The organism is Mesorhizobium sp. M0771, assembly GCF_040320155.1.
GTDB lineage: Bacteria > Pseudomonadota > Alphaproteobacteria > Rhizobiales > Rhizobiaceae > Mesorhizobium.
Genome location: NZ_JAMYPC010000015.1, coordinates 132,620 through 157,329 on the forward strand (window position 1 = coordinate 132,620; position 24,710 = coordinate 157,329).

The window sequence follows — 24,710 nt, forward strand, 5'->3', positions numbered from 1 at the left end:
AAAGTGACTGGACGTTGCGAAAACAGCGCGGTCCCGGGATGGTTAGCCGGGCCTTGCAATTCCACGGCGAACACGCCAACTTCTGCAAGCGAGATTCATTTTCAAAGGGATCGCGGGATGACCGATCGCAGCGGTGGGACGGAGGATGGGGACGCATCCGCAATATTGATCCCGCTGCACGAGGCGCGACGCGAACGCCTCGACCAGCCGGTCCGTTTCGACCGGCGTGAACTCGATGAGATCCTGAGGCTGTACGGACGCATGGTCGCCGCCAACGAATGGCGCGACTATGCCATCGATCATCTGTCTGATCGGGCTGTGTTTTCAGTCTTCCGCCGGGCCAGCGAAGTGCCGCTGTTCCAGATCGTCAAGGATCCGAAACTGGCGCGCCGGCAAGGCGCCTTCGCCGTCATCGCCGCCGGCGGCCGAATCCTCAAGCGCGGCCAGGAACTCGGTCGCGTGCTCAACGTCTTCGATGCTAAGCTGAAGATTGTCCAGGCCTAATTGAGAATTGGGGAATTGAAGAATTGAAAAAAGAGGATGTAACGGTCGAAATACCGCCGGGTTTGTTGCTATTCAAATCCTCAATTCTTCAGTTCTTCAACTCCTCAATTCCCGCTCCTCAGGCTCTCACGAAACTTCCGCTCCGGCAGCGAATGCGGATCGGGCGGAACCGTTGCGCCGCCATTCAGCGACAGCTGCATGAACACCGTGTCAAGCCAGCGCCCATGCTTGTAGCCGGAGCCTTCCAGGCGACCGGAATGGCGAAAGCCGAGCTTTTCATGCAGCCGCACCGAGGCGCTGTCTGCATGGCCGTCACCGATCACCGCGACGATCTGGCGAAAGCCCGCCATACGGCAGGCTTCAATCAGCGCCTGCATCAGCAGCAGCCCGACGCCCTGGCCCTTCGCATCAGGCGCGACATAGACGGAATCCTCTACGATGAAGCGGTAGGCCGGGCGCGGCCGGAACGCGCCGGCATAGGCGTAGCCGAGCAGCGCGCCATCTCGTTCCGCCACCAGATAGGGAAAGCCCCCCGCCGTCAGGCTGTCGAAGCGCCCACCCATCTCAGTGCGGCTGGGCGGCTCGAGCTCATAGCTCGCGGTGCCATGCGTCACGGCATCGCCGTAGATCTCGGTGATTCGGCCGAGGTCGCCTTCCAAGGCCGCGCGGATGGAAATAGTGCTCATGATTTATGCAGACGATTCATCTGCCTCCATGACAGCAAAGGCCGGCACAAAAGAAAAGGGCGGCCGTTGGCCGCCCTCTTGATATCAGCTGGTCCAGTTGCCTGATGGGAAGACCGCCTAGCGGCGATCGCCCATGAACTGCAGCAGGAACATGAACAGGTTGATGAAGTCGAGATATAGCCTCAACGCGCCCATGATCGCCTTGCGGCCGGCAACGTCGGCCTGATCGCCTTCGTAGTACATTTCCTTGATGGTCTGCGTGTCATAGGCGGTGAGCCCGGCGAAGATCAGCACGCCGATCGCCGAGATGGCGAAGCCGAGCGCCGACGACTGCAGGAAGATGTTGATCAGCATGGCGATCACCAGGCCGACCACGCCCATGACCAGGAACGAGCCGAACGCCGAAAGGTCGCGCTTGGTCGTGTAGCCGTAGAGCGACAGCGCGCCGAAGGCGGCCGCCGTGGCAAAGAAGGTCTGAGTGATCGAGGCGCCGGTGTAGACCAGGAAGATGGTCGACAGCGACAGGCCGACCAGGCCCGAATAGACCCAGAAGGTGGTTTGCGCCGCGGCCACGCTCATCGACTGGATCCTGAACGACAGGAAGAAGACGGCGGCGAGCGGAGCCAGGATGACCACCCAGCGGAAGGCGCTGGCATAGATCAGCGTGCCGAAAGCGGTCAGCTGTCCGTCGCCGGTGACGGCGAGCTGGAAAGCGCCCCAGGCGGCGACGCCGGTGATGAGGAGGCCAAGCCCCATCAAATTGTAGACCTTGAGCATGTAAGTGCGCAGGCCTTGGTCGATGTCGGCGCGCGCGCCCGGCACGGCCGAAGTCTGGTAGTTGCGAATGGGCTCAGCCATTGGAATCCTCTGTTGCTTCTGCCCCGTACGGTGTCAGGCCCTTTCGGACCTGGGCGCCGCTGGCGGGGCTCCAGCATGCCTGTGGCGAAATATGATGGTTCTTGACGTCAAGAACAAGACCGTAACGGGCTGCAACGCTTGGTGAATCTCCGGAAGCCGGTTTTCTTGGGCTTCCATGACTGCACATTACCAAGATTTAATCGGAAACGGCAGATTCGGCCAACCTTGCCGTTTTGGGCCTAGAGGTCGCGCAGCACCGGCGCCGCCTTGTGCCCGAGCACCCGCCAGGTGCCGGCAAGGCCGATGCCGACCGTGATCACCAGCGCAAACACCAAGGTCGCCACTGCCACCTCCGGCATGAAATGCGACGGCAACGTCATGATGCGGGCAACGATGTACCAGGCGGCGATGCCGCCGGCAGCCAACGCAAACACCGCGGTGGCCAGGCCGATCAGCATGTATTCCAGCGAAAACGCCGCGATCAGCGTGCGCCTCGTGGCGCCCAACGTCTTCAGCACCACGGCATCGTGGATGCGGGCGCGATTTCCCGCGGCGAGCGCGCCGGCCAGCACCAGCACCGAAGCGATCAAGGCAACGCCGGCCGCGACCCGGATCGCCGTGCCGAGCTGGCCGACCAGCCGGTTGACGACATCGAGCGCGTCCTTGACCCGAACTGTCGTCACCGCCGGGAAGGCGCGGGTGACGGCGTTCAGCAGGCGGGCATCCTCTGCTGCCGTGGCATCCTTTTCGGTCAGCGTCGCCAGCCAGCCATGCGGGGCGCCGGCAAAAGTGTTGGGCGAGAACACCATGACGAAGTTGATGCCCATCGTCTCCCATTGCACCTCTCGGAAATTGGCGATCCTGGCCGTCACATTGCGTCCGAGCACATTGACGGTGACGGTATCGCCAAGCTTCAGGCCGAGCGCCTTGCCTTCATCGTTGGAGAACGAAACCAGCGGTTCGCCGCTGTAATTCTCCGACCACCAGATGCCTTCGGTCAGTGTCGCATTGGCCGGCTGTTTGGCGTCGTAGGTCAGGCCGCGATCGCCGCGCAGCACCCAGGCGCCTTCCGATGGCACATTGGCCTTGTCGACACTAACGCCGTTCAGCGCCATCACCCGGCCGCGCAGCATCGGCACCTTGACCAGCGTTCCCTTCGGCGCCTCTTTGCCGATCAATGTCGAGAAGGCATCGACCTCGCTATTCTGGATGTCGACGAAGAAGAAATTCGGCGCCCGTTCCGGCAGACTGCCGGAGATCTGCTGCCTGAGATTGCCGTCGATCAGCGCCAGCGTCACCAAAAGCGTCAGCCCGAGCCCGAGCGACAGCACGACGGACGGCGTCAGCGCGCCGGGCCGGTGGATGTTGCCGATGGCGAGCCGAAGCGCGACCGAGCGCACACGCGGGCTTTTGCGCGCCACCCACTGCACCAGCGCACCGACCAGGCGCAACACCAGAAAGGCAAAGACCGTCGCGCCGACGAAGATCAAGGCGATGCGCCGGTCGCCGGAAAACAGGATGGCGAGCGCCGCCAAAGCGAGCGCGATGCCGACCGCCGTGGCAAGATAGGGCAGGCGTGGAAAGCCGCGGCCCTCAAAACCCATTTCGCGAAACAGCGCGGTCGCCGGCACATCGCGGGCGCGGCCGAGCGGCAACAGCGCGAAGGCAAGCGTCACCAGCAGCCCGAACAGCGCGGCAAGAGCCAGCGCACCGGGATAGAAGCCGCCTTTAGCCGGCACCGGAATGACCGACTGGAGCGCAGCGCTGGCAGCAAACGGCATGGCGGCGCCGAGGATGAGGCCAAGCGCGATGCCGAGGCCGGCGATCATCAGGATCTGCACGAGATAGACGGTGAAGACGAAGCCGCCCGAGGCGCCAAGGCTCTTGAAGGTGGCGATGACGCCGCGCTTGCCGTCGAGATAGGCGCGCACCGCATTGGCAACGCCGACGCCACCGACGACCAGCGCCGTCAGCCCGACCAGCGTCAGGAATTGCGAGAAGCGCTCGATGTTGGAGGACAGCGCCGGCGCGGCGTTCGAGCGGGTGCGGATCGACCAGCCGGCTTCGGGGAAATCGCTCGCCGCCCGATCCTGGATGGCCTTGAGATCGGCCTCGCTGGCGCCGGCCGGCAGCCGAACCTTGTAGGCATTCTCGACCAGGCTGCCTGGCTGGATCAGACCAGAGGCGGCGAGCCCTTGCATCGAAACCATCAGCCGCGGCGCGAAGCCGAAACCGTCCGACACCGCATCCGGTTCGCTCACCAGCCTGGCCCGCAATTCGAATGTCGCGCTGCCGACCTTCAGCCGGTCACCGATCTCCACATTCAGCCGGTCGAACAACAGGTCGGGCGCGGCGGCGCCAAAGACGCCTGATTTCTCGCCGAACAAATCCTCTCTGCCAAGCTGCGGCGCGGTCTCGAGCGCGCCATAGAGCGGATAGGCGTCGTCGACGGCCTTGGCCTCAACCAACGCCTGGTCGGAGCCGTCATCCAGCCGCGCCATCGAGCGCATATTGGCGCTGTGCGACACAGTGCCGAGGCGGTCGAGGAAGGTGCTTTCGGCTGGCGTCGCATCGCGCTGGTTGAGCTGGAAGCGCAAGTCGCCGCCAAGCAGCGTCTGGCCCTGGTCTGCAACGCCTGCGGTGATCGCCTGCGCCACCGAATTGACCCCGCCGATTGCAGCGACGCCGAGCGCAATGCAGGCAAGGAAGATCAGGAAACCCGACAACCCGCCGCGCATCTCGCGCAGCGAGAAGCGGAACGCGAGCTTCAGCGTCTGCGACAGTGGCATCAGGCCGGCACCTTGACCTGCGCTACCGGCGCATCCTCGATGCGGCCCGAGCGCATCGACACCTGGCGCGAGCAGCGCGCCGCAAGGGCCGGATCGTGCGTGACCAGCACCAAGGTCATGCCGCGCTCGGCCGCCTTGGCGAACAAAAGGTCGGCAACCTGCCGCCCCGTCGCCTGGTCGAGATTGCCGGTCGGCTCGTCGGCGATGAGAATGCGCGGCGACGGCGCCAGCGCGCGGGCGATCGCCACGCGCTGCTGTTCGCCGCCGGACAGCTCGCCCGGATAGTGGGTGACGCGGTCGCTCAAGCCCACCGCTGCCAGCTCGCGCGCCGCGACACCGAACGGATCGGCATGGCCGGCCAGTTCCAGCGGCACCGCGACATTTTCGAGCGCCGTCATGTTGGGAATGAGATGGAACGACTGGAAGACGATGCCGATGTTTCGGCCCCGAAACGATGCGACCTCGTCCTCGCTTTTGCCGTTCAGCAATTCGCCGGCGATCCGCACCGTCCCCGAATCGACCTGCTCCAGCCCGGCCAGCACCATCAGCAAGGTCGACTTGCCGGACCCCGAAGGGCCGACGATGCCGGTCGCCTCGCCGCGCGTCACGTCCAGGCTGACGCGTTTCAGCACATGCACTGAGGAAGCGCCTTGGCCAAGGGTCAGGGATACGTCTTTCAGCTCGATGACGGCTTCTGTCACAATTAAAGCGTCCTATATCAGGATGAAGGCTCTGCTTGCCGGAAGCCGTCGCCGGAAGAATTCCTCGGGTATATGGGGGCTGCCACATGTCTTTCAAACGCTTGAATGCCGCAGGGCTCGTCCTTTTCGTCACCCTTTGCGGCGCCATTTCGTCTGTGCGCGCCGAGACGTTCACCATCGTCGGCTTCGGCGACAGCCTGATGGCCGGTTTCGGCCTCGGGCCTGGCGATGGCTTTACCGACAAATTGCAAGCTGCGCTGCGCGCCAAAGGCCATGACGTCACCGTCGCCAACGCCGGCGTTTCAGGCGACACCTCGAGCGGCGGCTTGGCGCGGCTTGACTGGTCGGTGCCGGATGGGACAAGGCTGGTTATCCTCGAACTCGGCGCCAACGACATGCTGCGCGGCGTCTCGCCCAGCACTACGGAAAAGAACCTGGACGACATGCTGGCGAAGCTGAAAGCGCGCAAGATCGCGGTGCTTTTGGCCGGCATGCGCGCCGCTCCCAATCTCGGCGCCGACTACCAGAACGCCTTCGATGCGATCTACCCAAAGCTGGCCGCGAAATACGATGTGCCGCTCTATCCGTTTTTTCTCGATGGCGTCGCCGGGCAGTCCGGCCTGCAGTTGGAGGATGGCCTGCATCCCAATCCGAAGGGCGTCGCAGCGATGGTCGAGCGCATCATGCCCGCCGTGGAGAAGGCGATTGCGGCAGTTGAGGGTGGCGGTTGAACGCCGGCCTGACGAGAATAACGCGGCGTTCGCCTCGCGCGAACTTTGAAACAAAAGACCGGGCTGCCGATGACCCGAGTCATCCATGCTGCGCTCGAAGAGCATATGCAGCATCTGGGTAATGCAAGCGCCGAGGCGGCACGGCAATAGTGCTTATTCATCGCTTGGAGGCGCCTGTTCGTAAAAATGCCTGCAACCAACAAACCACTTGCCCCGTTTGACTATCGATGATTCGCTAGGGGCACAGTTCGATTCGAGGAAGGGAGGCTCACCATGCCGCGTCTTTTCACCGCCCTCGAAATACCCCGTGATGCCGCTCTTTCGCTGTCCCTGCTCAGGGGCGGCCTGCCCGGAGCCCGCTGGATCGATGTCGAAAACTACCATCTGACGCTGCGCTTCATCGGCGACGTCGAAGGCCATGTCGCCGACGAAATCGCCAACGCACTCGACCGGGTGCACCGCCCATCCTTCTCGCTCACCCTGTCCGGAGTTGGCGCTTTCGGCCAGAAGAAGCCGCACGCCGTCTGGGCCGGCGTCTTCGCCTCGCCCGACCTTTCGGCGCTGCAAGGCGAAATCGACCGCATCTGCCAGCGGCTCGGCTTGCCTGCCGACCCGCGCAAGTTCACCCCGCATGTTACGCTGGCACGCTTGCGCAATTCGAGCCCGCTCGACGTCGCCCAGTACCTGTCGGCGCGCGGCAATTTTTCGACGCTGCCGTTTCGCGTCGGCCGCTTCGTGCTGATGTCGTCGCGCGATTCGGTCGGCGGCGGTCCCTACATTGTCGAGGAGGCGTGGCCGCTCTCCGGCGTCGACGCCCGCGCCACCAATCTCGTCGCCAGCGCCTCCGACGCTTCGCGGATCATGCGGTAGACCGAAGCGAACGCTTCGGCCCCGTCATAATAGGGATCCGGCACGTCGCGGGTTTTGCCCTGCGCAAACTCTGCCAAGAGATGAATACGTTCGCGGGCACCGGCCGGCGCCAACGCCTTGAGGTCGCGGACATTCTGCCGATCCATGCCGAGGATCAGGTCGAAGCGCGAAAAATCCCCCGGCCTGACCTTGCGTGCCCGCTGCCCTGATATGTCGATGCCGTGGCGGGCCGCAATCGCGATCGAGCGCGGGTCGGGCGCTTCGCCGAGGTTCCAGCCGCCGGTCGCCGCAGAGTCCAGCACGATATCGTCCAGCACCATGTCGCGGCCGCGTTCCGCCAGCACGGCGCGAAACACGCCTTCGGCCAGGGGTGAGCGGCAGATGTTGCCGAGGCAGACGAAGAGTATGGAATTTATCGGCTTTACGCTCATTCGATATGCGCCGTTCGTGCATTTGGAAGCCCAAAACGCAAAGGACTTTTGGGCGACTTGCATTATGGTGAGGGTCGATATCTGGGATAGCACGGGAAATCATCATGACGAGAGAGAAACTCAGCAAGGACGCCATCGCCGCCGCACTGGCCGAACTGGCCGGCTGGTCGCAGGCAGCCGATGGCGCCTCCATCAAGCGCAGCTTCGACTTCAAGAATTTTTCCGAAGCCTTCGCCTTCATGACCCGCGTCGCGCTGGCCGCCGAGAAGATGGACCATCATCCCGACTGGTCGAACGTCTACAAGACTGTCGACGTGACGCTCAACACCCATGATGCCGGTGGTGTCACTGCGCTCGACATCGCGCTGGCCAAGAAGATGAATGGGTATGCTGGCGGCTGAACGCTGGGGCGGCAACGCCAAATCGGCGCCATCCTCTTGCAGTGGACCGGGACTTTCACCACATTTTCCGTGGCGGCCGCGCAACGCGTAGCGCGACGGCCGGCAAGGAGAGGATTGATGGCGCAGCAGCCCGGTTTTGATTTCTTCGGCTTCGGCAGCAAGCTCGGCGACGAGAGTGAAGTGCGCGCCAAATTCTGGCGCACGGCCAAGAAGGCCGCCCGGCAGATTCCGTTCATGGAAGAGGTCGTCGCCGGCTATTATTGCGCGCTCGACAGGAAGACGCCTTTGCGTGCCAAGGGCATATTGCTGGCAGCGCTTGGCTATTTCGTGCTGCCGGTCGACGTCATCCCCGATTTCGTCTTCGGCCTCGGCTTCACCGACGACATCGCCGTGCTGACCGCCGCGATCTCCACGGTAAGCGCCCATATCACCCCTGCGCACCGCAAGGCCGCCAAGGAGGCGATCGCCGACAAGAGCTGAATCGGCGTCGCGTTGGCAACTGGGTTCAGAAGAAATCCTCCGCTCAAACAGGACGATAGCGGCTTGGCTTCGGGTTCCGCTGCGGCCGTTGGAAAAGTCAAACTCTTGCCGCTTTCGTGGCCTCCAAGTCGCCGCAGGGACATTGCGAAAGCCGTTTTTTCAAGAAGCGGCGCGGAAATGGCGGTGGTTTCCATGGGTGAATGTCCTTTTCCGAGGGAAATTCACCGTTTGGTAACCCAGATTAAATCAAAATGAAGCGACGGGCAGGACGCCAAGCCGGCCTGCCCCGCACCATTTGGAATACGGGAAAAGCGATGCGCGGATTGATTGCACTAGTCTCGAGCCTGGTCCTGGTGGCTTTTGCCGCGCCGGCGCTGGCGCAGCAGGCGACCAAGATCGGCCAGCACAATGCCTGGGGCACCTACAGCTACCAGGCGCAGGGCGGCAAGGTCTGCTATGTGCTCACCGTGCCGACCGACAAGCAGCCGCCGACGCTCGATCACGGCGACATGTTCTTCTTCGTCAGCCAGCGGCCGGGCCAGCAAGTGTCCTACGAGCCGCAATTCATCGCCGGCTACACATTCCAGGAAGGCTCCAAGGCCACCGTCACCATCGACAAGAAGACGTTCTCGATGTTCACCCGCGGCAAGTCGGCCTGGGTCGAGAACGCCGCCGAAGAGCCGGTGCTGATCGCCGCCATGAAGACCGGCACCGACATGAAGGTCTCGGCGAAGTCTGGCCGCGGCAATCCGACGACCTATGTGTTTTCGCTGAAAGGCATCTCGGCCGCGCTGACGTCGATCGCCAAGTGCAAGTAGGCTAGCGCGGTTCCCGCCGCATGACTCTCGCCGCAACCTGTGCTATGCGCCGCGCTTCTTTTCGGCACGATGGATGAAATCGGCCGCAATTTGCTTATATTGGCGCTGATATGACCCTTTCCTTCGATCTCACCACTGAGGGCGCACGCGACGCGTTGCGCGCTCGCGCCACGCCCGAGAAGCCGTCGCTGATCGGCCTGACCCGGGCCGAGCTCGGTGAAGCCCTTGTCAGTGCCGGCATCGTGCCCGAGCGCCAGGCGAAAATGCGCGCCCAGCAGCTCTGGCACTGGATGTATGTGCGCGGCGTCTCCGATTTTGCCGGCATGTTCAACATCTCCAAGGATCTGCGCGCCGAACTCGACAAGCATTTTACCGTCGCCCGGCCCGAAATCGTCGAGGAGCAGATTTCCTCCGACGGCACGCGCAAGTGGCTGTTCCGCTTTCCGCCGCGCGGTGCCGGCCGTCCCGTCGAGATCGAGACCGTCTACATCCCCGAAGAAGGCCGCGGCACGCTCTGCATCTCCTCGCAGGTCGGCTGCACGCTGACCTGTTCGTTCTGCCACACCGGCACGCAGAAGCTGGTGCGCAATTTGACGGCGGAAGAGATCCTGGCGCAATTGCTCACCGCCCGCGACCGGCTCGGCGATTTCCCCGACCGCGACACACCCGACGGCGCCATCGTCCCTGCCGAGGGCAGAAAAGTCTCCAACGTCGTCATGATGGGCATGGGCGAGCCGCTCTACAATTTCGAGGCGGTGAAGAAGGCGCTGCTGATTGCCTCCGACGGCGACGGACTGTCGCTGTCGAAGCGCCGCATTACGCTCTCGACCTCCGGCGTGGTGCCCGAGATCTTCCGCACCGGCGAGGAGATAGGGGTCATGCTGGCGATCTCGCTGCACGCCACCAATGACGATCTGCGCGACCTGCTTGTGCCGATAAACAAGAAGTATCCGCTGAAGGAACTGATCGAGGCCTGCCGCGCCTATCCCGGCCTGTCCAACGCCAAGCGCATCACCTTCGAATATGTGATGCTGAAGGACGTCAACGATTCCATCGAGGACGCCAAGGGGCTGATCAAGCTGCTCAAAGGCATTCCAGCCAAGATCAATCTGATCCCGTTCAACCCGTGGCCGGGCACCAACTATCAGTGCTCGGACTGGGAGACGATCGAGAAATTTGCCGACTACATCAACAATGCCGGCTATGCCTCGCCGATCCGCACGCCGCGCGGCCGCGACATCCTGGCCGCCTGCGGGCAGCTCAAATCCGAATCCGAACGCATGCGCAAGGTCGACCGCCTGGCGCTGGAAGCCATGATGATTGCGGGGCATGGCGAGGCGTGAGCCGCCTCTTCGCCTATATCCTCCGTTTCGCTGTCATCCTGTTCGGCTATGTCGTCGCCTCATTGGCGGCGAGCGCCTTTCTCAACGTGTTGTTCCTGGCTTCCGTCGGTTATATGCCGGACGATGCGCACCCAGCGGCGGCCGCGGCGCTGTATTTTTCGATCCCGTTCGTGGCGCTGTTTGTCGCCTATTTCGCTTTCATACCGGCGGTGGTCGCAATCCTGATCTCCGAGGTCCTCAGCCGCCGCGACTGGCTGTTCTATGCACTCGCGGGCGGCTTGGTGGCCGCGGCCTTCCTCGGCTTCGTCCACCAGAACGTGGATTTCGACGTCACCAAACCGCGCGCCATCGCCGCGGTGATCGGCTGCGGCATGGTCGGCGGCATCTTCTACTGGCTAAGCGCCGGCCGCTGGGCCGGAAGCTGGTGGCAGGCCGCTACTTCGCCTGAGCGGTCAGGATCTTGAGCGCGAAGGCCGAAAACACACCGGCAAAGAGATAGTCGACGACCCGCGTTACGCGCGGGCTGGCCTTCATCGCCGCCGAAAACCTTTCCGCGGCAAACACCATCGGCGCCGTCACAGGGATCGACAGCACGATGAACATGAGGCCGAGGGAGAACAGTTTTCCCGGCGCGTTCGGATCGTGAGCCGAGACGAACTGCGGCAGAAACGTCATGAAGAACAGGATGATCTTCGGGTTGAGTAAATTGACGCCGAGTCCGGCGGCCCAGCTGCGGAACAGCGAAATCTGCGGGCCATTCTTCTTCTGCGGTGAAAACGCCGAGCCCTTGGTCATCGCCTGCCAGGCCAGGAACACCAGATAGACGGCGCCGAAGATTTTCAGCACCAGGAAGGCCATCGGCGAGGCGACGATCAGCGCCGAGATGCCGACCGCCACCAAAGTTGTATGGATCAGCGTGCCGAACAGAGCACCCGCCAGCGAGGCAAAGCCGGCGGCGCGGCCCTGGCTCAGTGTTCGCGAGACGAACAGCGTCATATCCGGCCCCGGCGTGATCGCCAGGATCATGGTGGCGATGGCGAACTGGATCAGTGTTGTGGTGTCGGGAATGAAGGACATCGGTGGCCCCTGGCGAATGATCGTCGGTCTATAACGCAGCCTCCCCGCTCACGCCAGCAACTGACTGGCGTGGCATCTGGTCCAGCGGCTGCGGCGGCCGGCGCCCGTTCATCCCTTGCGCTGGCCGGAAATGCCGTGATACCTCGCCCGCGAAACTCACGCGCGGAACCGCCAAAATGTCCCCAGCAATGCCCAAGACAAAAGACGTCAAGAAGGTCGTGCTCGCCTATTCCGGCGGTCTCGACACCTCCATTATCCTGAAATGGCTGCAGACCGAGCTCGGCGCCGAAGTCGTCACCTTCACCGCCGATCTCGGCCAGGGTGGCGAGTTGGAGCCGGCGCGCAAGAAGGCCGAGATGATGGGCATCAAGGATATCCGCGTCGTCGATGTCCGCGAGGAATTCGTCGCCGACTTCGTCTTCCCGATGTTTCGCGCCAATGCCGTCTATGAAGGCACCTACCTGCTCGGCACCTCGATCGCCCGGCCGCTGATCTCCAAACACCTGGTCGAGATCGCCCAGGAGGTCGGCGCCGATGCTATTGCGCATGGCGCCACCGGCAAGGGCAACGACCAGGTGCGTTTCGAGCTGTCGGCCTATGCGCTGAATCCCGACATCAAGGTCATCGCGCCGTGGCGCGACTGGTCGTTCAAGTCGCGCACCGACCTGATCAACTTCGCCGAGCAGCACCAGATCCCGGTGGCCAAGGACAAGCGGGGGGAGGCGCCGTTCTCGGTCGACGCCAACCTTCTGCACTCCTCTTCCGAGGGCAAGGTGCTGGAAGACCCGTGGAGCGAGCCGCCGGAATTCGTCCATCAGCGCACCGTCTCGCCGATGGAGGCGCCGGACAAGGTCACCGAGATCGAGATCGAATTTTTGAAGGGCGATCCGATTGCACTGAACGGCAAGAAGCTGTCGCCGGCCACCATGCTGACGGCGCTTAACGATCTTGGCCGCGACAATGGCATCGGCCGGCTCGATCTGGTCGAGAACCGCTTCGTCGGCATGAAATCGCGCGGCGTCTACGAGACCCCCGGCGGCACCATCCTGATCGTCGCCCACCGCGCCATCGAATCGATCACGCTCGACCGCGGCGCCGGCCACCTCAAGGACGAGTTCATGCCGCGCTACGCCGAGCTGATCTACAACGGCTTCTGGTTCTCGCCCGAGCGGCTGATGCTCCAGGCGATGATCGACAAGAGCCAGGAAGACGTCGAAGGCACGGTGCGCCTGAAACTCTACAAGGGCAATGTCATGGTCACCGGCCGCAAATCCAAGAAGACGCTCTATTCCGACGCGCTGGTCACCTTCGAGGATGACCGCGGCGCCTACGACCAGAAGGACGCCGCCGGCTTCATCCGCCTCAATGCGCTGCGGCTGAGGACGCTGGCGGCAAGGAGCCGCAAGGGTGAACCAAACTAGTGTTCCAGGAAAACCCGGCGGTCACGCAGGGTTTTTATTTGGTACCTCTAATATAAGAGGCCAAGCTGGCTGACATGGTTTCCGTTTGACCTTTTAAAAGCCTCATCTAAATTCCTTCGCGGGACGGAGGGATTCTGATCGTGAAAAACGCCATTTTTCTCATGCTTGCGGCGGCCATCGTCTTTACCGGATGCCAGTCCTCGCAGGCGGCCGCAAAACGCGAGCAGGACGGGTGCATCTCCGCCGTCCATCTATGGAGCATCACGTTCAAGCACGAAATCGCCTCTTTCATGGGCGTCTCGCAGGAGCGCATGCCGGCCCTGTTCTGCCAGCGCATCACCGAAGGAGTACGCAGCGGGCGGATCAGCTACTCCGATTTGAACAGAGTGCAGCTAGACCTGCCGACCGAGATATGGCTGGTCATCAAGGGCAAGTCAAAGGCGGCTGCCAGGGCCGCGCCGGTGCTGCGCAACTCCAAATTCCGGAGCTGCAAAGGTACTGAAGGCGCCTTCGAGGTTCCTATTTCCGAGAAGTGCCCGTTGAGCGGCTACGCACATTATTGAGAGCCCAGTCGCTCAGCCGGCATTTGCGCCAACGATCGAGCAATTCGAGAAAGAGCATGCCCGACTTCGTCCGTAACTGCGTAAAAACAAAGAAATAGAGCGCCGGCAAAGAACTCAGTGCTTTTCCTGCTTGATCTTTTCGGGCCCTTATCTAGCCTCCTCACAATCGATGGGGGCAGCTGACAATGAAGCCGTGGTTTGTGGCGCTGCCTGCAATGGTCGTCATGCTGGCCGGTTGCCAGACTGGGCAGGAGCAAGTGAAACAGGATCCCGAGGCGGCATTCGATCGCTGCATCACCAAGGTGGCCATATCGAATATATCGGCCAAACACGAGATCGCCGCTTTTATGGGCGTTTCCCTGGAGCGCATGCCGCCACTGCTGTGCCGCCGCCTTGCCGATGCCATGAAGAGCGGCCGGCTGACCTTCTCCGACATAAACCGCCTCCAGTTCGACCAGTCCACGGACATCTGGAAGGTCATAAAAGGCGGGTAGCCGCTCGGCTGCTGAACGGTTTGAACGCCAAAAGCTCCAGTCCTTGCAGAAAAGCCCGGCGCATGGCCGGGCTTTCCGTTCTTCGATCTGGATATTTCTATCAGCCGCCGTCGATCGCGTCGGCGATCTGGGCGATGGCCTGCTGGTAGACGCTGGCGGAATTCCAGCCGGCGATGGCCCCCATATTCGCACTTGCGCTCGCACCCGCCCGCCAGCCATGAGCCTTGAGAAAGTTGGCCGTCGAAGCCAAGGCCGTCGCCTTGTCGCGCAGATTTCCGTTGCCGACGCCATACTTCAGGACATTGCCGGGCAGGAACTGCGTATGGCCGATCTCGCCATGCGCAGCGCCGACCGACGAGGCGCTCAGCGCGCCGCGATCGACCAGCTTCAGCGCCGCAATGGCATGCGGGTAAAAGAAGCCCGGGCGACGGCAATCATAGGCAAGCGTCAGAATGGCGGAGACCGTGTTCTGGTTGCCCAGGGAGGCTCCGAAGCCGGTTTCCATGCCCCAGATGGCCAGCAACACGCCCGGCGACACCCCGTAATTGCTCTCGATCCTGTCGAACATCGCTGCATTCGACTTCTTCAGCGCACGGCCCCTGGAAATGATCGCAGCTCCGCCACGACGCTTCATGAAGGCGTCCACCGAACCGCTGAACGCCTTGTGGATGGCGCGGTCGACGGAGATTGTCTTTGTCGCGTAGCTGGCACCGGCCAGAGCAGCCAGACCCTTCCCGCCGACACCTTCGGACCTGGCCTGCGCGGCAAAGTCCTGCTTCCACGCCTCGAAGCCCGCGCCGGTCTTGCCGCAGCTGGCCGCCGCCTGCGCGCCCGTCGCCAGCGCAAGTACCGCGACCACCGCGGCAGCAATAATCTTTCCCTTGGCAAGCAATGCCATGCTTTTTCTCCTGATTGCCTGAATCACGTCCCGGTTGCGAACTTGCCAGCGAAACGCGCCATTGTCACCGTACCCCCGGCGCTACCCTGGCCAATGCAGCGGAATTTGCTTACGATCAAGTGCTTATTGTGGCCGAAACGCCCGGTGCCGGGCAGGCGAATTCGCTGCTCGGGTAAAAAGAGGTGACGGGGGCATGGAACGGCGGCCCGTGGCGGGCGTTTGGGCGAGGCGCCGCTCCGCACCATATTCCTCCTCTGACGCCATACGCCAACGCCTGACGCATCGAGATCGACATGAAACTGTTCGACTGCCCGCATTGCGGCCACCGCCTCTACTTCGAGAATGCGCAGTGCCTGAATTGCGGGAGTCTCGTGCTTTACGATCCCGAGCATGCGCGCTTTGCCTTGTCTGACGTCGACGGCATCTTCCACTGCACCAATGCGGATGAATGCGCCTGCAACTGGATGGCCGAACCGGGTCATACCTACTGCCGCGCCTGCGTGCTGAACCAGCTGATCCCCGACCTCTCCGTCGACGGCAACCGCCGCCGCTGGATTCGCGTCGAGGCGGCCAAGAAGCGCGCCGTCTATTCGCTGCTCGCCTTCGGCCTTCCGGTCGTGCCCAAGCACAAGCACGGCGACGAAATCGGCCTCGCCTTCGACTTCATTGCCGATCCGATCGGCGGCGGTCCCGGCGGCGAACGCATCCTTACCGGCCACGACAACGGCCTGATCACGCTCAACGTCGCCGAGGCGGACTCGGCCGAGCGCGAGCGGCGTCGCGTCGAGATGGGCGAAAATTACCGCACGCTGCTCGGTCATTTCCGTCATGAGCTTGGCCATTACTACTGGGACCGGCTGATCCGCGACGAGCCGCAACGGCTCGATGCCTTCCGGGCGCTGTTCGGCGACGAACGCCCCGACTACGAGCAGGCGCTGAAGGCCTATTACGCCAATGGCGCTGCGCCCGACTGGCAGCAGAACCACATCTCCGCCTATGCGACGTCGCATCCATGGGAAGACTGGGCCGAGACCTGGGCGCACCATCTCCACATCACCGACACGCTGGAGATGGTGCACGCGCTGAATTTTCCACTCGGCCAGCTTGAGACGATGGAGACCAATGTGCTGCCGCAAGGCGACACCGGCGGCCGGTTGCAGGCGGCGCCCGCGGAACCTGACGCCGTGCCCGAGCCGTTCGAAAAGATTCTCGCCCGCTGGCTGGTACTCTCGGAAGCCTCCAACTCGATCAACCGCTGCATGGGCCTGCCCGACCTTTATCCCTTCGTCATTTCGGACGTGACGGCGCAGAAACTCAGCTTCGTGCATGAGCTTTTGACCGGTTTGCCGAAAGAAACCGGAACAAATCGTGAGCTGGCGTCGGTATTTTAGCCGGAACGCATGCGTTCTGGTTTCGTTTGGTGTCGCGAGGGACCATGAAAGGGAGAGAAACCATGAGACGCATATTGTTTCCGGCCGTCGCCGGGGCGCTTGTCGCGATGTCGGGTGCGGCACTCGCCGATACCGCCGTCTCGGCCGTCACCGATCTTAATGTGCGCGCCGGCCCCGGCCCGCAATATCCTGTGATCGGCGTGCTCGCCGCCGGCCAGTCGGCGACGCTCAATGGCTGCATCGAAAACAGCAAATGGTGCACCATTGCCGAAGCCGGAGGCCAGGGCTGGGTCTATTCCGACTATGTCACGGCCGATTTCGGCGGCAACCGGGTCGTTCTGACACGCCGCCCCGCCAACGCCGCCATCACCGTGGTTACACCGCCGCAGGATGATTATCCCGATACCTATACCGGTGCGATTCTGTCCGACGACGGCCCCGTCGACGCCATCGACAGGCCACCGGCGGAAGTCGGCACCTATGTCAGCACGCACCGGCTCGATCCTGTCTATCTCGAGGGCGAGGTGGTGACCGGTGCCACCTTGCCCGACACGGTCGAACTGCGCGAAATCCCCGACTACCGCTACCGCTACGTCTATGTGAATGGCCAGCAGGCGCTGGTCGACCCGCAGACACGGCGCATCATGTACGTCGTGCGCTGATTTTGCCTGGAAAGAATGACAAGTGAACTCGTGCCGCCCTCCTGCCGAGGCTGAGGGCGGCAAAAGGGTCGCTGAACAGCAGCAATTGCGCGAGAGCCGACGATCCCCTAGATCATGCGACCCGATGCGTTCGGCAGAGGAACTCGCGTGATATCAGATCCAGCCGCCTTCGAGCGCTATAGCAACACGGCCACCGAAAAGACGAACCTGCCGCGGCTGATAATTGGAACTGCAGTCGTCGTCCTGTTCTGGGTGGCGATCACCCTGGTTGTGGTGCTTGGCGGCACCTATGTCGCGATCGTCTGGCATGTACTGCCGGACGACCCGCGCGGGCCGCTTCAGGGCTTTCTGGCCTCGCCCATCGGCATACTCACCGCACTCACCTCGTTTACCGGCATCTGGCTCGGCCTCTGGCTTGCCATGCGTTTCGTCCATGGCGAGCCGCTCTCGGCGCTTTTCGGCGCCAGTCGCCGCGTGTCCTTGTCGGGCTTCCTCAAGGGCCTGGTCGCGGTGCTGATCACATCGGCGCTTTCCGAAATCCTGCTCTACTGGCTACAGCCCGAAATCGCCCGCGGCACGATCAACCTGTCGACCTGGCTGCTGTTCCTGCTCCCGATCGTGGCGCTGACCCTGCTGCAGACCTCGTCCGAGGAGATGCTGTTTCGCGGCTATCTGCTGCGCGGCCTGGCCAGGCGCTTCGAGAGCCCTTACGTGTGGGCGCTATTGCCCGCTTTGCTGTTCACCTTCTTGCATTGGAGCCCGGGCTCGACCCCCGCCATCAACGCCTGCGTGCTGGCCTCGATCGCCGCCTTCGCCTTGCTGTTGACGCTGGTGGTTTATGTCACCGGCAATCTCGGCGCCGCCTTCGGCGCCCATCTCGGCAACAATCTCACCGGCTTCCTGCTGATCTCGCATCAGGAGAACTACAATTCCTTCGCCCTGTTCAACGCCAAGCCGCTGGAAGGTCCGGACTGGACGACGACGGATGCCGTCATCATCGCCGCCATCGGTATCGTCTGCACCTTGCTGACGATCCTGCTGCTTCTGCACCCGCGCTCGCCGCTGAAGGTTACGGCCGACCCTCGGGATGCAGGGTGAACTAAACAGGGACCGATCCAGAGACCGGGAAGCCGCCCTTGTCTTGACTCTTCGGCCGATTTCCTGTCTACAGCCCCGAAATCCGCGACGAGTATCCCTCCGAGCAAGCCGACCAGGACGCCAAAACCTTTTGAGGTGGGTGCTGTAAACAGATCCTGGAGGCCAACACCCGGCAGCGCTGAGCGCCCCCGGGTGCTTTTTGGTTTTGAGCTTTGCTTGGATGAGCGGCGCGAACGCACTACCTCTCGGGCACCATCGGGGTGCCTGAGAAAAAGGAAACGGAATGTTTGAATCGCTGCAGGAGCGCACAAGAGGCGTGGAGGGCCATCGGCCCGACAGGGATCACCATGAATCCAAGGCGCTCTCGCGCGGCGGGTTGACCAATGTTTGAATCACTTCAGGAGCGCCTTGGCTCCATCCTGAACGGCCTGACAGGCCGCGGCGCGCTATCGGAGGCTGATGTCTCGGCGGCGTTGCGCGAGGTGCGCCGTGCGCTGCTCGAAGCCGACGTTGCGCTGGAAGTGGTGCGTTCCTTCACCGACAAGGTGCGCGAGAAGGCCGTCGGCGCCGCCGTCGTCAAGTCGATCAAGCCTGGACAGATGGTCGTCAAGATCGTCCATGACGAGTTGGTCGACATGCTCGGCGCCGAGGGCGTCGCCATCGACCTCAATGCGCCGGCGCCGGTCGTCATCATGATGGTCGGCCTGCAGGGCTCCGGCAAGACGACGACCTCCGCCAAGATCGCCAAGCGCCTGACCGAGCGCCAGAACAAGAAGGTTCTGATGGCCTCGCTCGACACGCGGCGGCCCGCGGCGCAAGAGCAGCTGCGCCAGCTCGGCGAGCAGGTCAAAGTCGCGACCCTGCCTGTCATTGCGGGCCAGAACCCGGTCGACATCGCCAGGCGCGCCGTCCAGGCAGCCAAGCTCGGCGGTCATGACGTCGTCATCCTAGACACCGCCGGCCGCACCCATATCGATGAGCCGCTGATGGTGGAGATGGCCGACATCAAGAAGATGTCGAGCCCGCACGAAATCCTGCTGGTCGCGGATTCGCTGACCGGCCAGGACGCCGTCAACCTTGCCAAAAGCTTCGACGAGCGCGTCGGCATCACCGGCCTGGTGCTGACCCGCATGGACGGCGATGGCCGTGGCGGTGCCGCGCTTTCGATGCGCGCCGTCACCGGCAAGCCGATCAAGCTGATCGGCACCGGCGAAAAGATGGACGGGCTGGAGGAATTCCACCCCAAGCGTATTGCAGACCGCATCCTCGGCATGGGCGACATCGTCTCGCTGGTCGAAAAGGCCGCCGAAAACATCGACGCCGAGCAGGCGGCGGCGATGGCCAAGAAGATGCAGTCGGGCAAGTTCGACCTGAACGACCTTGCCGGCCAGCTTCAGCAGATGTCGAAAATGGGCGGCATGGGCGGCATCATGGGCATGATGCCCGGCATGGGCAAAATGAAGGACCAGATGGCGGCCGCCGGCCTCGACGACAAGATGTTCGGCCGCCAACTCGCCATCATCTCGTCGATGACCAAGGCCGAGCGCGCCAATCCGGACATGCTGAAACATTCGCGCAAGAAGCGCATCGCCGCCGGCTCAGGCACGGATGCGGCCGAGATCAACAAGCTCTTGAAAATGCATCGCGGCATGGCCGACATGATGAAGGCGATGGGCGGCAAGGGCAAAGGCGGCGGCCTGATGCGCGGCATGATGGGCGGCCTTGCCTCCAAGATGGGCCTCGGCGGCATGATGCCGGGTGGCCCCGGCGGCATGATGGGTGGCGGCATGCCCGACCTCTCCAAGATGGATCCCAAGCAGCTCGAAGCCTTGCAGAAGCAGATGCCCGGCCTTGGCGGCATGAAGGGCCCGCCCACCCCGAGCGGCGGTGGCCTGCCCGGTCTGCCCGGCGGCATGAAGCTTCCCGGCCTTGGCGGCGGTGGTCTGCCCGGCCTCGGAAAGAAGAAGTGAGGACGCTATGAACGAAGAAAAAGACATGGCCGACGCACGCACCATCCTGGCCGGCTATCGCGCCTCGATCGACAACATCGACGCCGCCCTCATTCATATGCTGGCCGAGCGCTTCCGCTGCACCAAGGCGGTCGGCGTGCTCAAGGCCGAGCATGGCCTGCCGCCCGCCGACCCGGCGCGCGAGCAGGAGCAGATCACCCGCCTTCGCCAGCTGGCGAAGGACGCTCATCTCGACCCCGATTTCGCGGAAAAATTCCTCAACTTCGTCGTCCGCGAAGTGATCCGCCATCACGAGCAGATCGCCGCGTCCAACGGCGCAAGCAAAACCGGCTAACAAAGTGCATGTCGCCCAAAAGTGCGCAGCGGTTTTGGGACAACGACCTGCACCAGACAAAGCCATTAACCCAACACTGAAATCAGAAATTTAGGAGAAATGAAATGCCCTTGAAGATCAGACTGGCCCGTGCGGGCTCGAAGAAGCGCCCTTACTACCACGTCGTCATTGCTGACGCCCGTTCGCCGCGCGACGGCCGGTTCATCGAGTCGATCGGCTCGTGGAACCCGCTGCTGCCCAAGGACGGCGAGCGCGTCAAGGTCGACGCCGACCGCGTCAAGCATTGGCTGTCGCACGGCGCTCAGCCGACCGACCGCGTGCTGCGCTTCCTCGATGAGGCCGGCCTCCTCAAGCGCGAAGCCCGCTCCAACCCGAAGAAGGCCGAGCCCGGCAAGAAGGCGCAGGAACGCGCCTCTCTGCTGAAGAAGGCCCAGGAAGACGCTGCCGCCGCCGTTGCCGCCGCTGCTGCAGCCCCGGCCGAAGCGGAAGCCGCCACCGCCGAATAAGCATCGCGTCATCGCATCGACAAAACGGCGGGCCTGTGCCCGCCGTTTTGCTAATGTGCGGCGATGTCATATGCGTTCGAACGAAAGATGACTGAGCGGACCGTCACGGAAGAGACCCTTTTCGGCGGCGTAGCCGGAACGCTGTTGCGATGCGCCGGCGCCACGACAGGCGTCGTCGTGCTCAGCGGATCGAGCGGCCGCATCGACGTCACCCGGGCCCGGCTCTTTGCCAAGGAAGGAGCATCCGCTCTCGCGCTGCAATGGTTTGGCGGCGAAGGTCAGGTGCCCGGCATTTGCGAGATCCCGCTCGAAACGTTTTTCGCGGCGACCGACTATCTTGTCCAGATGGGATGCCGGCGCATCGTCTATGTCGGGACCTCGAAAGGCGCCGAGGCCTCCCTGCTTGCGGCGGCTCACGATCCACGCATCGGCCTCGTGGTTGCGATCAGCCCGACATCGGTGGTCTGGGGCAATATCGGGCCGGGCCGCGACGGCGTCAGCTGGCCGGAACGATCGTCGTGGACGCTCGAGGGGATTCCTTTGCCGTTTGTCCCAAGCAATCCCGCTTGGAACGCTGAGTATGTCGATGGTCTGGTGTCCTACCGGGGGCTCTTCCTACGTGCCTTGCAAACCTTCAAGGACGCAGCGGCCAAGGCTGCCATTCCCGTCGAAGCTATTTCAGCCGACATTGTTCTGGTTGCGGGCGGCGACGACGCGCTATGGCCATCGCTGGATTTTGCCCAGTCGATCGTTCGGCGTCGCCAGGACACCGCAATGACCACCTGCCTCGTCTCAGTGCCCGACGCCGGCCACCGCATTCTGCTGCCGGGCGAAATCACGCCGCGCTCGAGGCTGCATGCCCATGGCGGCAATGACGACGCCGACACGCGCCTGGGCCGCCTGGCTTGGGAGCATATCCGGGGATTGCTGTAGCGCAGGCAGCCAATGGTCCAGCTGCCTTGGGCAACAGCGAAACCGGCGATCTATAGCCGCCGGTTTCCGATGTTGGACCTGGCTGTGTTCAATAACCGTCGGGGCAGCTGGCGATATAGGTGCGCCCGTTCCGGCCGCGGTAGCGACATTGACCGCTTTCGCTGGCACGGCCGATCAGCGCGCCGGCCACGGCGCCGACGGCGCCGCCGACGACGGCCCCCTGAACCGGATCATTTGCCACAGCTGCGCCAACCGCCGCGCCGCCGAGGCCGCCGACCGCGGCACCCTTTTCGGTTTGCGAGCACGCGCCCAGCGCGGTCGCCAGTACCAGAATGATCATCGCTCTTTTCATTATCGTTCCTCTCTCACGCGGATCGCCGTCCTCGCCGCCACGGCTCTAACTCCCAGACGGCTGATTTGATCCCGATGACGTGAGAGATCGCGGTGTCCGCGCCGGTCACATTCGTGCCGACCGCCGCCGAGCTTGTTGAAAATCCAGGCTTTTCTACTTTTCGGCTGCCTTTTTCAGATTGGCGAGGCCAGCCTCGAAATCCTTGCCGATCAGCGTATCGAAACTCATGAACAGGCCCATCAGCTTGGCAATGAAGGGCCGGTTGCCGCGCATTGCCCAGGTGACAGCGGTGGTGTCGCCCGAGGGCTTCAGGGTGAAGTCGACGCTGTTGCTGGCCCGGAACGGCTTCTCGAAGTCGAGCTTCAGCGACACCAGCGAGGATGGCACGGAATTGACGATCTCCATGCGTCCCTTGCCGGCCTTGGCATTGCCTTCCCAGGCGTAGGCGGCGCCCTTGCCGGCATCAGCGCCCGACAGCGTGCGCTTCATCTCGGGGTCGAGCTTTTCGTAGGGTGACCACTCCGGCCAGTGCTTGAAATTGTTGATCAGCGGAAAGATCGCTTCCGGCGCGGCCTTGATGCTGGCGGTGCGGGCGGTGCGGGCGGTGACGAAATCATTCGACCTCGTCGCCGCATAGATGAGCACGGCGACGATGATCACGACCAGGATGATGAGAATGGTGCTGAGCATGTTTTTCTCCTCGCTTAACGGCTGAACGGGATCAGGGCGCGCACGCTTGGGTCGCGCAGATAGAGACCGCCCCACAGGATGATGCCGAGATAGACGCTAAACAGCGTGTGCGAAAACAACGGGCTGCCGACGCGCATGTTTGTGGCGATGGCGCCGCCGAGATAGCCGGTGAGCAGGATGGCGCCGAGCACCGAGGTGCGGGGCAGCGCATAGAGCGCGGTCGAGATCAGCCCGATAATGCCGAGCGTGCGCGCGACATTGACATCGGCCGGCCAGCCGAGCGGCACCATGGTCTGGGTGACGACATCGAGCGGCGGCAGCTTGATGACGCCGTCGAAGATCATGAACAGGATGATGAGGCCGCTGAGCACGCGGCCGGTCCACAGGGCGCCCGACGAGACGGGCATGGTTTGAGAAATACTCACGGTGTTCCCTCCTAAGCGGTTCGAGCCGTTTGCTGGCTTCGGACCAAGGACGAGCGATGGGGCGGCGATCCTACAGGGTGCGGATTCTTTTTGGGTAGCAGCAAGCAAAAGCCGCTGCGTGGCGATCCTTCACACCCCCCTCTGGCCCGCCGGCCATCTCCCCCGCAAGGGGGGAGATTACACGCTCGACCGCTTCGGCAATGTTCCATGAATGAGCGGAGCATCGAAACCGCCGATCTCCCTCCTTGCGGGGGAGATGCCCGGCAGGGCAGAGGGGGGTGCTGTCCCTCGACCTTGACGGACTATCGACATCCACCAGTCACGGCTATTGTTAGGGCTGGGCGAGAGACGAGCGAATGGCCGGCGAGACTGATCTGAAAAAGCTGCTGGCGGCGATGACGCCGGAACTGCTTCCCGGCATCCATGTCTTCGCCACCCTGGTCCCCGGTGCACCGGTTCCCGAGACGCTCAATCCGGTGATGCTGTTTCGCGAGAAGGAGGGCACGACGCTGATCTTGCCCGAAGACCAGGCCGCCGGGCTGCAGTCCGCCTTCCGCTGCCGCATGATCACCCTGAACGTCCACTCCTCGCTGGAAGCCGTCGGCTTCCTCGCCGCCATCACCGCCCGGCTGGCCGCCGCCGGCATGGGCGTCAATCCGGTCTCTGCTTTCTATCATGACCATCTGTTCGTGCCCGCTGAGCGGGCCGAGGAAGCGATGGAGTTATTGCGCCAACTGGCCAAGGATAACGCCGGCTGAATATCAAGCCGACGCACGTAGAGAATATCCGGCAGGCCTTCTTCGTTGGTGGTGCCCGCGCCGAACGCCTCGGGGCGAAAGCCATGGCGCTCGTAGAAGCGACGCGCGCCGGTGTTGCCCTGGAAGCAATGCAGTTTAACGATCCGTAGCGCGGCGGTCGCTTGCACCAGCAGCCGGCTGCCGATGCCTTGCCCAATCCAGGCGGGGTCGAGATAGAGCTGTTCCACCCAATCGCCGCTCAGGGCAATGAAGCCGACAATGCCGGTGCCGGCCTCGGCGACCGTCACCTGCTGCCGGGACAGCACGATCTCGCGGATGAAGGCAAGATCCTCATCCGGCGTGTGGATGACCGGCATCCAGGAGAACGAGCCAAGTGCGGCCCGCATGACAATGGCGATGGTCGCGGCATCCAAAGCCGTGGCGGGTCGCAGCACGATTTTGGTGGGATCGTTCAAAGGCGTTTCTCAACAGAGGTCAGCGCTGCCCTCATCCCCCTGCCGGGACCTTCTCCCCGTGAACGGGGAGA

At 63.1% G+C, this 24,710-nt stretch carries 30 protein-coding genes; 19 read left to right on the top strand and 11 right to left on the bottom strand.

Annotated features, from left to right (window positions below; genetic code table 11):
- The first annotated feature begins 117 nt into the window (after positions 1-117).
- Positions 118-504 carry a DUF2794 domain-containing protein gene (locus NKI05_RS22015; protein ID WP_023683844.1) on the top strand — a complete coding sequence of 129 codons (387 nt, stop codon included), beginning with the start codon at positions 118-120 and terminating at the stop codon, positions 502-504.
- Between the two features lie 104 nt (positions 505-608).
- Here NKI05_RS22015 and NKI05_RS22020 read toward each other — a convergent pair whose 3' ends face one another.
- The 4 genes from NKI05_RS22020 to NKI05_RS22035 form a co-directional block, all read right to left on the bottom strand.
- Positions 609-1,190 carry a GNAT family N-acetyltransferase gene (locus NKI05_RS22020; RefSeq protein WP_023698867.1) on the bottom strand — a complete coding sequence of 194 codons (582 nt, stop codon included), beginning with the start codon at positions 1,188-1,190 and terminating at the stop codon, positions 609-611.
- A gap of 117 nt (positions 1,191-1,307) precedes the next feature.
- Entirely contained in the window at positions 1,308-2,048 is a 741-nt protein-coding gene (locus tag NKI05_RS22025; RefSeq protein ID WP_023671726.1) for a Bax inhibitor-1/YccA family protein, read from the bottom strand.
- Between the two features lie 239 nt (positions 2,049-2,287).
- A complete protein-coding gene (locus tag NKI05_RS22030) occupies positions 2,288-4,837 on the bottom strand; it encodes an ABC transporter permease (protein WP_023814777.1) in 2,550 nt (849 codons plus the stop codon).
- Positions 4,837-5,538: an ABC transporter ATP-binding protein gene (locus NKI05_RS22035; RefSeq protein WP_023683841.1), complete on the bottom strand. Its 702-nt coding sequence runs from the start codon at positions 5,536-5,538 to the stop codon at positions 4,837-4,839. The genes NKI05_RS22030 and NKI05_RS22035 overlap by 1 nt, the downstream gene beginning before the upstream one ends.
- An 86-nt stretch (positions 5,539-5,624) precedes the next feature.
- Between NKI05_RS22035 and NKI05_RS22040 the strand changes: the two genes are divergently transcribed.
- Entirely contained in the window at positions 5,625-6,269 is a 645-nt protein-coding gene (locus NKI05_RS22040; RefSeq protein ID WP_023814778.1) for an arylesterase, read from the top strand.
- Between the two features lie 273 nt (positions 6,270-6,542).
- The gene (thpR, locus tag NKI05_RS22045) at positions 6,543-7,139 is read left to right on the top strand and encodes an RNA 2',3'-cyclic phosphodiesterase (protein WP_023683839.1); all 597 of its coding nucleotides are present in this window, start codon (positions 6,543-6,545) and stop codon (positions 7,137-7,139) included.
- On the opposite strand, the gene NKI05_RS22050 is transcribed toward thpR, so the two are convergent.
- On the bottom strand, positions 7,043-7,570 hold the full coding sequence (locus tag NKI05_RS22050; protein ID WP_023671721.1) for a low molecular weight protein-tyrosine-phosphatase: 528 nt from the start codon (positions 7,568-7,570) through the stop codon (positions 7,043-7,045). The two genes, thpR and NKI05_RS22050, sit on opposite strands and share 97 nt — an antisense overlap.
- Positions 7,571-7,674: 104 nt before the next feature.
- On the opposite strand from NKI05_RS22050, the gene NKI05_RS22055 reads away from it, so the two are divergent.
- From NKI05_RS22055 to NKI05_RS22075, 5 genes are all read left to right on the top strand, one after another.
- On the top strand, positions 7,675-7,971 hold the full coding sequence (locus NKI05_RS22055) for a 4a-hydroxytetrahydrobiopterin dehydratase (RefSeq protein WP_023671720.1): 297 nt from the start codon (positions 7,675-7,677) through the stop codon (positions 7,969-7,971).
- A gap of 117 nt (positions 7,972-8,088) precedes the next feature.
- On the top strand, positions 8,089-8,451 hold the full coding sequence (locus tag NKI05_RS22060) for a YkvA family protein (RefSeq protein WP_023671719.1): 363 nt from the start codon (positions 8,089-8,091) through the stop codon (positions 8,449-8,451).
- 314 nt (positions 8,452-8,765) lie between these two features.
- Complete coding sequence (locus NKI05_RS22065; RefSeq protein ID WP_023671718.1) at positions 8,766-9,269, top strand: invasion associated locus B family protein; 504 nt, start codon at positions 8,766-8,768, stop codon at positions 9,267-9,269.
- Between the two features lie 110 nt (positions 9,270-9,379).
- A complete protein-coding gene (gene rlmN, locus NKI05_RS22070) occupies positions 9,380-10,612 on the top strand; it encodes a dual-specificity RNA methyltransferase RlmN (protein ID WP_023671717.1) in 1,233 nt (410 codons plus the stop codon).
- Positions 10,609-11,076 carry a hypothetical protein gene (locus NKI05_RS22075; protein ID WP_023683838.1) on the top strand — a complete coding sequence of 156 codons (468 nt, stop codon included), beginning with the start codon at positions 10,609-10,611 and terminating at the stop codon, positions 11,074-11,076. Before rlmN ends, NKI05_RS22075 begins: the two co-directional genes overlap by 4 nt.
- Here NKI05_RS22075 and NKI05_RS22080 read toward each other — a convergent pair.
- The gene (locus NKI05_RS22080) at positions 11,048-11,689 is read right to left on the bottom strand and encodes a LysE family translocator (RefSeq protein ID WP_023671715.1); all 642 of its coding nucleotides are present in this window, start codon (positions 11,687-11,689) and stop codon (positions 11,048-11,050) included. The two genes, NKI05_RS22075 and NKI05_RS22080, sit on opposite strands and share 29 nt — an antisense overlap.
- A gap of 188 nt (positions 11,690-11,877) precedes the next feature.
- On the opposite strand from NKI05_RS22080, the gene NKI05_RS22085 reads away from it, so the two are divergent.
- The 3 genes from NKI05_RS22085 (at position 11,878) to NKI05_RS22095 (ending at position 14,167) form a co-directional block, all read left to right on the top strand.
- Positions 11,878-13,110: an argininosuccinate synthase gene (locus NKI05_RS22085; RefSeq protein WP_023683837.1), complete on the top strand. Its 1,233-nt coding sequence runs from the start codon at positions 11,878-11,880 to the stop codon at positions 13,108-13,110.
- Positions 13,111-13,250: 140 nt separating this feature from the next.
- Positions 13,251-13,673 carry a hypothetical protein gene (locus tag NKI05_RS22090; protein WP_023755652.1) on the top strand — a complete coding sequence of 141 codons (423 nt, stop codon included), beginning with the start codon at positions 13,251-13,253 and terminating at the stop codon, positions 13,671-13,673.
- Between the two features lie 215 nt (positions 13,674-13,888).
- Positions 13,889-14,167: a hypothetical protein gene (locus tag NKI05_RS22095; RefSeq protein WP_023824376.1), complete on the top strand. Its 279-nt coding sequence runs from the start codon at positions 13,889-13,891 to the stop codon at positions 14,165-14,167.
- A 100-nt stretch (positions 14,168-14,267) separates the two neighbouring features.
- Here the strand turns inward: NKI05_RS22095 and NKI05_RS22100 are convergent, their stop codons facing one another.
- Positions 14,268-15,065: a lytic murein transglycosylase gene (locus NKI05_RS22100; protein ID WP_023671711.1), complete on the bottom strand. Its 798-nt coding sequence runs from the start codon at positions 15,063-15,065 to the stop codon at positions 14,268-14,270.
- 293 nt (positions 15,066-15,358) lie between these two features.
- On the opposite strand from NKI05_RS22100, the gene NKI05_RS22105 reads away from it, so the two are divergent.
- The 7 genes from NKI05_RS22105 (at position 15,359) to NKI05_RS22135 (ending at position 21,959) form a co-directional block, all read left to right on the top strand.
- Complete coding sequence (locus NKI05_RS22105) at positions 15,359-16,456, top strand: zinc-binding metallopeptidase family protein (RefSeq protein ID WP_023671710.1); 1,098 nt, start codon at positions 15,359-15,361, stop codon at positions 16,454-16,456.
- Between the two features lie 62 nt (positions 16,457-16,518).
- Positions 16,519-17,118, top strand: a complete 600-nt coding sequence (locus NKI05_RS22110) for a DUF1236 domain-containing protein (RefSeq protein WP_023671709.1) — start codon at positions 16,519-16,521, stop codon at positions 17,116-17,118.
- 147 nt (positions 17,119-17,265) lie between these two features.
- Positions 17,266-18,216, top strand: coding sequence for a CPBP family intramembrane glutamic endopeptidase (locus NKI05_RS22115; protein ID WP_023687661.1), 951 nt, complete (start codon positions 17,266-17,268; stop codon positions 18,214-18,216).
- 383 nt (positions 18,217-18,599) lie between these two features.
- Entirely contained in the window at positions 18,600-20,186 is a 1,587-nt protein-coding gene (ffh, locus tag NKI05_RS22120; RefSeq protein WP_023671707.1) for a signal recognition particle protein, read from the top strand.
- 7 nt (positions 20,187-20,193) lie between these two features.
- Positions 20,194-20,520: a chorismate mutase gene (locus NKI05_RS22125; RefSeq protein ID WP_023671706.1), complete on the top strand. Its 327-nt coding sequence runs from the start codon at positions 20,194-20,196 to the stop codon at positions 20,518-20,520.
- Positions 20,521-20,624: 104 nt separating this feature from the next.
- Complete coding sequence (gene rpsP, locus NKI05_RS22130; RefSeq protein WP_023671705.1) at positions 20,625-21,026, top strand: 30S ribosomal protein S16; 402 nt, start codon at positions 20,625-20,627, stop codon at positions 21,024-21,026.
- A gap of 87 nt (positions 21,027-21,113) precedes the next feature.
- The gene (locus NKI05_RS22135; RefSeq protein WP_023687658.1) at positions 21,114-21,959 is read left to right on the top strand and encodes an acyl-CoA thioester hydrolase/BAAT C-terminal domain-containing protein; all 846 of its coding nucleotides are present in this window, start codon (positions 21,114-21,116) and stop codon (positions 21,957-21,959) included.
- Between the two features lie 88 nt (positions 21,960-22,047).
- On the opposite strand, the gene NKI05_RS22140 is transcribed toward NKI05_RS22135, so the two are convergent.
- From NKI05_RS22140 to NKI05_RS22150, 3 genes are all read right to left on the bottom strand, one after another.
- Complete coding sequence (locus tag NKI05_RS22140) at positions 22,048-22,311, bottom strand: YMGG-like glycine zipper-containing protein (protein WP_023687657.1); 264 nt, start codon at positions 22,309-22,311, stop codon at positions 22,048-22,050.
- A 153-nt stretch (positions 22,312-22,464) separates the two neighbouring features.
- Positions 22,465-23,001, bottom strand: a complete 537-nt coding sequence (locus NKI05_RS22145) for an SRPBCC family protein (protein WP_023814780.1) — start codon at positions 22,999-23,001, stop codon at positions 22,465-22,467.
- 14 nt (positions 23,002-23,015) lie between these two features.
- Positions 23,016-23,426: a DoxX family protein gene (locus tag NKI05_RS22150; RefSeq protein WP_023687655.1), complete on the bottom strand. Its 411-nt coding sequence runs from the start codon at positions 23,424-23,426 to the stop codon at positions 23,016-23,018.
- A 356-nt stretch (positions 23,427-23,782) separates the two neighbouring features.
- On the opposite strand from NKI05_RS22150, the gene NKI05_RS22155 reads away from it, so the two are divergent.
- Positions 23,783-24,184 carry an ACT domain-containing protein gene (locus NKI05_RS22155; protein WP_023814781.1) on the top strand — a complete coding sequence of 134 codons (402 nt, stop codon included), beginning with the start codon at positions 23,783-23,785 and terminating at the stop codon, positions 24,182-24,184.
- On the opposite strand, the gene NKI05_RS22160 is transcribed toward NKI05_RS22155, so the two are convergent.
- Entirely contained in the window at positions 24,100-24,639 is a 540-nt protein-coding gene (locus NKI05_RS22160) for a GNAT family N-acetyltransferase (protein WP_023814782.1), read from the bottom strand. The genes NKI05_RS22155 and NKI05_RS22160 overlap by 85 nt on opposite strands.
- Positions 24,640-24,710: the final 71 nt, after the last annotated feature.

Bases quoted from the DNA above. Each gene is read 5' to 3' on its own strand.
- NKI05_RS22015 (WP_023683844.1), top strand. From the start codon at position 118: ATGACCGATCGCAGCGGTGGGACGGAGGATGGGGACGCATCCGCAATA.
- NKI05_RS22020 (WP_023698867.1), bottom strand. From the start codon at position 1,190: ATGAGCACTATTTCCATCCGCGCGGCCTTGGAAGGCGACCTCGGCCGA.
- NKI05_RS22025 (WP_023671726.1), bottom strand. From the start codon at position 2,048: ATGGCTGAGCCCATTCGCAACTACCAGACTTCGGCCGTGCCGGGCGCG.
- NKI05_RS22030 (WP_023814777.1), bottom strand. From the start codon at position 4,837: ATGCCACTGTCGCAGACGCTGAAGCTCGCGTTCCGCTTCTCGCTGCGC.
- NKI05_RS22040 (WP_023814778.1), top strand. From the start codon at position 5,625: ATGTCTTTCAAACGCTTGAATGCCGCAGGGCTCGTCCTTTTCGTCACC.
- thpR (WP_023683839.1), top strand. From the start codon at position 6,543: ATGCCGCGTCTTTTCACCGCCCTCGAAATACCCCGTGATGCCGCTCTT.
- NKI05_RS22050 (WP_023671721.1), bottom strand. From the start codon at position 7,570: ATGAGCGTAAAGCCGATAAATTCCATACTCTTCGTCTGCCTCGGCAAC.
- NKI05_RS22055 (WP_023671720.1), top strand. From the start codon at position 7,675: ATGACGAGAGAGAAACTCAGCAAGGACGCCATCGCCGCCGCACTGGCC.
- NKI05_RS22060 (WP_023671719.1), top strand. From the start codon at position 8,089: ATGGCGCAGCAGCCCGGTTTTGATTTCTTCGGCTTCGGCAGCAAGCTC.
- NKI05_RS22065 (WP_023671718.1), top strand. From the start codon at position 8,766: ATGCGCGGATTGATTGCACTAGTCTCGAGCCTGGTCCTGGTGGCTTTT.
- rlmN (WP_023671717.1), top strand. From the start codon at position 9,380: ATGACCCTTTCCTTCGATCTCACCACTGAGGGCGCACGCGACGCGTTG.
- NKI05_RS22080 (WP_023671715.1), bottom strand. From the start codon at position 11,689: ATGTCCTTCATTCCCGACACCACAACACTGATCCAGTTCGCCATCGCC.
- NKI05_RS22085 (WP_023683837.1), top strand. From the start codon at position 11,878: ATGCCCAAGACAAAAGACGTCAAGAAGGTCGTGCTCGCCTATTCCGGC.
- NKI05_RS22095 (WP_023824376.1), top strand. From the start codon at position 13,889: ATGGTCGTCATGCTGGCCGGTTGCCAGACTGGGCAGGAGCAAGTGAAA.
- NKI05_RS22100 (WP_023671711.1), bottom strand. From the start codon at position 15,065: ATGGCATTGCTTGCCAAGGGAAAGATTATTGCTGCCGCGGTGGTCGCG.
- NKI05_RS22105 (WP_023671710.1), top strand. From the start codon at position 15,359: ATGAAACTGTTCGACTGCCCGCATTGCGGCCACCGCCTCTACTTCGAG.
- NKI05_RS22110 (WP_023671709.1), top strand. From the start codon at position 16,519: ATGAGACGCATATTGTTTCCGGCCGTCGCCGGGGCGCTTGTCGCGATG.
- ffh (WP_023671707.1), top strand. From the start codon at position 18,600: ATGTTTGAATCACTTCAGGAGCGCCTTGGCTCCATCCTGAACGGCCTG.
- NKI05_RS22125 (WP_023671706.1), top strand. From the start codon at position 20,194: ATGAACGAAGAAAAAGACATGGCCGACGCACGCACCATCCTGGCCGGC.
- rpsP (WP_023671705.1), top strand. From the start codon at position 20,625: ATGCCCTTGAAGATCAGACTGGCCCGTGCGGGCTCGAAGAAGCGCCCT.
- NKI05_RS22135 (WP_023687658.1), top strand. From the start codon at position 21,114: ATGACTGAGCGGACCGTCACGGAAGAGACCCTTTTCGGCGGCGTAGCC.
- NKI05_RS22140 (WP_023687657.1), bottom strand. From the start codon at position 22,311: ATGAAAAGAGCGATGATCATTCTGGTACTGGCGACCGCGCTGGGCGCG.
- NKI05_RS22145 (WP_023814780.1), bottom strand. From the start codon at position 23,001: ATGCTCAGCACCATTCTCATCATCCTGGTCGTGATCATCGTCGCCGTG.
- NKI05_RS22155 (WP_023814781.1), top strand. From the start codon at position 23,783: ATGGCCGGCGAGACTGATCTGAAAAAGCTGCTGGCGGCGATGACGCCG.